This is a genomic window from Amycolatopsis sp. NPDC021455 (genome assembly GCF_040640995.1).
Lineage (GTDB): Bacteria > Actinomycetota > Actinomycetes > Mycobacteriales > Pseudonocardiaceae > Amycolatopsis.
In genome coordinates this window covers 1-6310 of sequence record NZ_JBFACT010000144.1, presented here as the reverse complement: position 1 = coordinate 6310, position 6310 = coordinate 1, and the positions used below count along the sequence as shown (strand labels likewise).

The window sequence follows — 6310 nt, the reverse complement described above, 5'->3', positions numbered from 1 at the left end:
CGGACGGCCACGCCCGGGTACTCGGCCCGGACCTCGCCGACGACCTCGTCCAGCTGCCGCCGCTCGCGATCCGCGACCGCCTGGGGCGTCCCGGCAACGGCCGCACCGAGGTCGTAGACCGGTTCGAACGTCCACGCCCGCAACGCGACGACCCGACGGCCGCTCACCGCCGCTTCCGAGACCGCCCAGCGCAGGGCGGCCACGCTCACCGCCGAATGGTCCACGCCGACGACGATGTCGCCCTGGTATGCCGTGGTCATGGGATTTCACCTTCTCCTCGTTCTCAAGAATGGGTCTTGCGGTCCTGGACGGCGAACCACTCCTGCTGCCAGCGGGCGTAGCGGAGCCGGTTCAGCGAGAACACCGTGAGCCCGTAGGCGGCGGCCAGCAGCGCGATCGCCCCGAGCCACAAGCCGAGCGCGACGACGACGGCGTCGATCACCACGCCCGCGCCGCTGAGCGGCGGATCCACCGGGTTGCCGGCACGATCCACCCAGATGCCGAAGGTGTACCCCTTGAGCGTGCCCTCGTCGGCGACGACCTTGCCGACCTTGCGGGTGCCGTCCGGGAGCAGCCAGGTCGCGTCGGTGGGCTCACCGTTGCCGACGACGCCGGTCCGCGAGTTCACCTTGATGCCGGGACCGTCGGCGAGCAGCGTCGCGGTCACCTGCGTCCGCTCGCCCAGCTGCCGGGCCGACTGGTCCCGCTGGCTCACGTAGGTCTCCGAACCGAAGCCGGCGGCCACCGGGAGCGCGGCGAGCGCCAGCAGCACCACGACGGCCAGCAGGCCACCCTGGACGCGGTCCGAGCGACGTGCCACCGAACCGCGGCGCGGGAACACCGCGCGCCACATCCGCACGATCGGGCTCATGCCTGCCGTCCTTCCGGTCCGGTTTCCGTTCCCTTCCCAGGATCGGCGGATTTCCCGGTGCACCGAAGAGGCCTTCGGCCCCGGACCGGAGTCCGTCGGCGGCCGGGCCGGGGACTTAGGACCCTGGGCCGCTCGCGGAACCGGGCGGGATGGTCGGGACTCCCGACGGATGGGAGCACGGCCATGCGCGCACGCGACATCATGTCCACCCCGACGTTCGCCCTGGCCCCGTCGGCGACACTCGACGAGGCGGCCGCGACGATGACCGCGCACGGTTTCACCACGATGCCGGTGGTCGACGCGGACGGGCGGATCCTCGGCCTGGTGTCCGAACAGGACATCCTGCGGGCGCCGGCGCCCTGCGGTGACCCGGACACCGGCGTGATGCTCGACGGCCGTTCACGCACGGCCGGCTCGGTCATGCGTACGACCGGCCTGGCGGTGCCGGCGGACACCGGCGTACGGGAGCTGGCGCGGTGGATGACCGACGCCGGGGTGCGCTCGGCGCCGGTCGTCGAGGGCAGGCACGTGGTCGGCATGGTCACCTTGCAGGACGTCCTGCGCGCCACGGCCGGCCGCGCCTGAGCGTCACCCGGCCGTGGCGCGGTGGGTCAGCACCTCGTGGACCGGGCGGCGGCCGGTCAGCCGCGTCGGGTAGCCGTAGCCGATGCGCAGCAGCGTGTGCGGCTGCCCGAGCCCGGCGAAGAGCCGGTCGAGCGCCTCCCGCGTGTGCGGGGTTTCGAACGGCTGCGACAGGAACGACGTCGCCAGGCCCTCGGCGGTCGCGGTGAGCAGAACCCGCTGCATCGCCATGCCCGCCCGCACCTCGGCGTGCGGCCCGCGGTCCCGGGTCAGCACGGCACCGAGCAGCGGTTCCTGCTCGTACTCGCGAGCCGGCAGGTCCCGGTTTTCGTGCGACGCGCGCAGCGACACGATCCCGTGCCCCTGCGGCGGCGGCCCGGCCGCGACCTTCGGCACGCCGTCGGGGCTGTCGGGCCCGCGGTGGGTCCAGAACGCGGCTTCGGCGCGGAACGCGTGGTCGTCCGCCTGGACCGCTTCGGCCTGCCGGACCAGCGACGCCACCGGGGTGTAGCGGCCGGACGCGTCCAGGTACTCGATCTGCCCGCCCTCGCTCAGCGCGGCCGACTTCAGCGCCGCCCGCACGGCGGACGGAACCTCCTTGTCCAGCAGCGGGCGGCGGTTGGTGTGCCGCCGGAAGACGGCCTCGGCCAGCTTGCGCTCGGCCGCGGTCGCCTTCTCGTTGCCGTCGAGCCGGATCACCGCGACCAGGTCGGGTTCGGCCGGGTCCGGCAGCATCCGCACGACCGCGGCGATGCCGTTGGCCCGCAGGCAGATCTGCAGGTTGAAGGCGGCCGCGCCGCAGGCGAGCCGGGCTTCCCGGCCGTGCGGGTCGGCGACGGCGAGCACGCGCTCGCGGTCCAGCCACACCTCGACGGTCTCGTGCTCGACGACGAACCGCCAGGGCTGGGTGTTGTGCGGCGAAGGCGCGCGCACGGCCGAGGCGAGGGCCTGGTCGAACACGCTGGGCAGGGGACGGCTCATCGTCGGGCTCCGGTGTTCTCGGGAACGGACACGGCCAGCATCACCGGCCGCGGGCGGTCGCCGCGACGGCCGCGCGTCATGACCTGCGAGGACCAAAGACCCTCCGGCGGGGCTGCGACGCCGGCCTCCGGCAGGACGCGCCGCTCGGCCGACGCGATCGCCGCCCCGGCGTCGCCCTCGGCCGGCAGGCCGCGCGAGTGCCGACCTCGAGGGCCTCCGTGAGGACGCCGCTCGGCCGGCACGATCACCGCCGCTCGCGGACGCAGGTCACCGGCTTCTTCCTGAAGGCGGGAACAACTCGCCGAGCGGGAGCCGGGGCGACGGGGCCGACGGGACGGCCGGGTACCCGAAGCGGAAGATCGCCTGCGGGACACCCAGGAGCGCCAGCTCCGACACCAGGCGCGCCCGGAACCCGGTCAGGTGCAGCGGCTGCGTGATCACCGAGCCGACCAGGGCCTTCGAGGCCGCGGCGAGCCACGCGCGCTGCAACGCCGCGCCGGCGGCGAGGTGATCGGTCCGGGTGTCGCCGTCGGTGCAGAAGATCAGCAGGTTCTCCGCGGCGAGCCGGTCGGCGAGCACGGCGTCGTCCGGGATCGGCGTGCCGGCGCGGACCAGCCCCGCCACCGGCAGGGCCTCCGGGCTGAGCGCGTCCTCGGGGACGCCGTCGCCCAGCGCGTCCCACGCGTGGGTGCGCGCCGTCCACATCTCGAGCTCGCGCTGGTAGGCGCGGTCGCGCGAGAGGACGCGCGTGGCGAAGCCGAGCAGCTCGGCCAGCTTGTCCAGGTGCCCGGGGACGACGACGTGCACGCCCGCCGTCTCGCCGGCGGCCACCACCGCGGTGCGCACGTCCGCCGGCACGCGGTTGTGGAAGAACCGGTGCCGGTGGCTGCGGCGGCGGCCGATCGCCTGGTACAGCGTGTAGGCCCGGACCGAGGTCGCGCGCGGGCGGCCGATCGTCACCGTGGCCACCACGTCACCGGTTTCCTTCAGGCCGGCGTGGCAGTCGCGGCCGAGGGCGCGGACGGCCAGTTCGAGGTTGGTCAGCGCGGCCCCGCAGGAGAGCACGCGGTCGCGGCCGAACGGGTCGTGCCGGCGGAGTCCGACGTCCCGGCGCTCGAGCAGGTCCACTTCGGTCCCGCGGATCAGCAGCTGCCACGGCTGGCTGTTGTGCACCGACGGCGCACGGCTCACCGCGCGCGCGAGCACGCCGATCTCATGGGACGTCAGGGTCGCCGGTGCCGCGGTGGTCATCGCGCTCACTCCTCGTCGCGGAGCCGGACGCTCCGCCCCGGGCCATCGTCGCGGTGGCCGCGGTGCCGGCACCGGAGCACAAAGTCCCTCGCCCCGGCGGAATTCGTCCCCTACCCGGCCGCGGCCCGCCGGACGCACGATCGCGGCAACACCTGAGGAAAGAAGGAGAACCATGGAGTCAGGAACTGGCCGCGTGCTGGTCGTCGGCGTGGACGGCTCACCCCGCGGCGACGCGGCCCTGCGGTGGACCCTCGAGACCGGCGCGCACACGGGTGACACGGTCCGCGCGATCCTCGTCCGGCCGCGGGACGGCCTGCTGCCCGGCACGTCGTTCGCCCTCCAGCCGCACGGCCGGATCCCCGAAGGGCGGTACTCGCTGGCGACGCACGTCTCGGGCCTGGGCATCGAGACGGCGGCCGAGGTCGAGACCCGCACGGTCCACGGCGACCCGGCGACCGAGCTGGTGACGGCGTCGGCGGACGCGGACCTGCTGGTGCTCGGCGCCCACCGCGGCGGCGCGGTGGCGGACCTGGTGCTCGGCAGCGTCGGACGCGAATGCGTCCGCTACTCCCGCTGCCCGGTCGTGGTCATCACCCCGGAGGCGGCGCACCGCCTGACGCCGGCTTGACCGTTGAAAGTCCGTGAAGGCCACCTTGAGGAACTTGTAGTCCCTCAAGGTGGCCTTCACGGACTTGCGGGTCAGGCGCGGCGGGTGACCCAGCGGAACACCTCGTCCGCGCCCCAGACGATCACCGGCATCGGCAGCAGCATCGCGATCACCCACGCCGGGAGCGCCGCCGTCCCGAACAGCGCCTGCAGCGGCGGCAGGTAGATCAACGCCGCCGCGAAGACCAGCTCGAACGCGATGCCGCCCAGCAGCAGCCGGTTCGTCGTCAAGCCCACCGAACGCAGCGACACCCGCTCGGTCCGGGCCGCGAACGCCGTGCCCACCTGGCAGAACACGATCGCCGCGAAGCTCGCCGTCGTCGCCTGCAGGTACGCCTCGTGCAAAGCTCCCGTGGAGACGTCGGCGCCCGGGTGCCAGCCCGCCGCGGCCAGCACCGCGAAGAACGCGCCCAGCACCAGGACTCCCGACAGCAGGCCCATGATCCCCCACGCCCGCAGCAGCATCCGGCCCGTCACCACGCCTTCGGACCGCCGCCGCGGGCGGCGGGACATCAGGCCCGGCTCGGCGGGCTCTCGGCCGAGGGCCAGCGCCGGCAGGGTCTCCGTGCCCAGGTCGATGGCCAGGATCTGCAACACCGTCAGCGGCAGCGGGATCATCCCGCCCGAGACCGCGAACAGCAGGAACGGCAGCACCTCCGGGACCGCGTGCGCGAAGATGTACAGCACGAACTTCCGGACGTTGTCGAACACCCGGCGTCCCTCGCTCACCCCGGCGACGATCGTCGCGAAGTTGTCGTCGGTCAGCACCACCGTCGCCGCTTCCTTGGCGACATCCGTGCCGCCGATGCCCATCGCCACGCCGATGTCGGCCCGGCGCAACGCCGGCGCGTCGTTGACGCCGTCGCCGGTCATCGCCACCACTTCGCCGCAGTCGCGCAGCGCGTCGGCGATGCGCAGCTTGTCCTCCGGTGCCGCGCGGGAGAACACGATCTCCCCGCCCGCGGTCAGTGCTTCGTCGAGCGCCGGCTCCGGCAGGCCGGCCAGCTCCTCGCCGCTGATCACGCGGTCCGCGCCGATCCCGACGCGGCGGGCGATCTCCGCCGCCGTGCGGCCGTTGTCCCCGGTCACCACGTGCACGGTGATCCCCGCCGAATGGCAGTCCGCGACCGCCGCGGCGACCTCGGGCCGGGGCGGGTCCACCAGCCCCACCAAGCCGAGCAGCGTCAGGTCCGTCTCGGCTTCTTCGCGGCTACCCGGCACCACCGATACCCGGCGGCGAGCCACGGCCAGCACCCGCAGCGCACGGCCCGCCATCTCGTCGACGAGCGCCATGAACCGGGCCCGGTCTTCGGCCGGCATCGCGCACCGGGGCAGGATCTGCTCGGGCGCGCCCTTGGCCGATACCCACAGCTCACCGTCGACGAGGTCCACAGTGGACATCCGCTTGAGCCGCGGGTCGAAGGGGTACAACGCCTTCCGGGCGGACAGGTCGGCGCCGTCGGCGCCCGCGTAACGCAGCAAGGCCAGTTCGGTGGGATCACCGCTCGACGCCGTGACGTCGGCGGTGCTGCACCGCGCCAGCGCCGCGGCCAGCGGCCCCGGCTCCCCCACCGGGTGAGCTTCCTCGACGCTCATCTCGTTCCGCGTCAGCGTGCCGGTCTTGTCGGTGCAGATCACCGTCGTCGACCCGAGCGTCTCGACCGCGGAGAGCCGCTTGACCAGCGCTCCGGCCTTCGCCATCGACCGGACGCCCGCGGCCAGGGCCAGGGTGATCGTCGGCAGCAGGCCCTCGGGGACGTTGGCCACCAGCAGGCCGATCGCGAAGACGAAGGCGGCCGACCACGACAGGCCGGCGAGCCAGCCCAGCGGCAGGAAGCCGATCCCCACGACGACGGCGACCAGGGCGATCAGCCACGCGACCCGCCGGACCTGGCGTTCGAGCGGGCTCTCCTCGCGCCCGACGCGCGAGGAGAGCGACGCGATCCGGCCGATCTCGGT

Annotated in this window: 7 protein-coding genes; 2 read left to right on the top strand and 5 right to left on the bottom strand. The window is 74.0% G+C overall.

The genetic code is table 11. From position 1 onward, the window contains the following. The coding region (locus AB0G28_RS48950; protein ID WP_361106465.1) for a universal stress protein at positions 1-260 on the bottom strand (260 nt) is incomplete at its 3' end. Between the two features lie 23 nt (positions 261-283). Beyond that, entirely contained in the window at positions 284-871 is a 588-nt protein-coding gene (locus tag AB0G28_RS48945) for a hypothetical protein (RefSeq protein WP_361106462.1), read from the bottom strand. Between the two features lie 183 nt (positions 872-1054). Between AB0G28_RS48945 and AB0G28_RS48940 the strand changes: the two genes are divergently transcribed. Continuing rightward, positions 1055-1456: a CBS domain-containing protein gene (locus tag AB0G28_RS48940; RefSeq protein ID WP_361106459.1), complete on the top strand. Its 402-nt coding sequence runs from the start codon at positions 1055-1057 to the stop codon at positions 1454-1456. 3 nt (positions 1457-1459) lie between these two features. On the opposite strand, the gene AB0G28_RS48935 is transcribed toward AB0G28_RS48940, so the two are convergent. Both AB0G28_RS48935 and AB0G28_RS48930 read right to left on the bottom strand, forming a co-directional pair. Further along, the gene (locus AB0G28_RS48935) at positions 1460-2434 is read right to left on the bottom strand and encodes a hypothetical protein (RefSeq protein WP_361106456.1); all 975 of its coding nucleotides are present in this window, start codon (positions 2432-2434) and stop codon (positions 1460-1462) included. Positions 2435-2701: 267 nt separating this feature from the next. Next, positions 2702-3685: a nitroreductase gene (locus tag AB0G28_RS48930; protein WP_361106453.1), complete on the bottom strand. Its 984-nt coding sequence runs from the start codon at positions 3683-3685 to the stop codon at positions 2702-2704. Between the two features lie 172 nt (positions 3686-3857). Between AB0G28_RS48930 and AB0G28_RS48925 the strand changes: the two genes are divergently transcribed. Continuing rightward, a complete protein-coding gene (locus AB0G28_RS48925; protein WP_361106451.1) occupies positions 3858-4313 on the top strand; it encodes a universal stress protein in 456 nt (151 codons plus the stop codon). A 71-nt stretch (positions 4314-4384) separates the two neighbouring features. On the opposite strand, the gene AB0G28_RS48920 is transcribed toward AB0G28_RS48925, so the two are convergent. After that, positions 4385-6310, bottom strand: a 1926-nt coding sequence (locus tag AB0G28_RS48920) for a cation-transporting P-type ATPase (protein WP_361106448.1), incomplete at its 5' end; no start/stop codon positions are given.

Bases quoted from the DNA above. Each gene is read 5' to 3' on its own strand.
- AB0G28_RS48945 (WP_361106462.1), bottom strand. From the start codon at position 871: ATGAGCCCGATCGTGCGGATGTGGCGCGCGGTGTTCCCGCGCCGCGGT.
- AB0G28_RS48940 (WP_361106459.1), top strand. From the start codon at position 1,055: ATGCGCGCACGCGACATCATGTCCACCCCGACGTTCGCCCTGGCCCCG.
- AB0G28_RS48935 (WP_361106456.1), bottom strand. From the start codon at position 2,434: ATGAGCCGTCCCCTGCCCAGCGTGTTCGACCAGGCCCTCGCCTCGGCC.
- AB0G28_RS48930 (WP_361106453.1), bottom strand. From the start codon at position 3,685: ATGACCACCGCGGCACCGGCGACCCTGACGTCCCATGAGATCGGCGTG.
- AB0G28_RS48925 (WP_361106451.1), top strand. From the start codon at position 3,858: ATGGAGTCAGGAACTGGCCGCGTGCTGGTCGTCGGCGTGGACGGCTCA.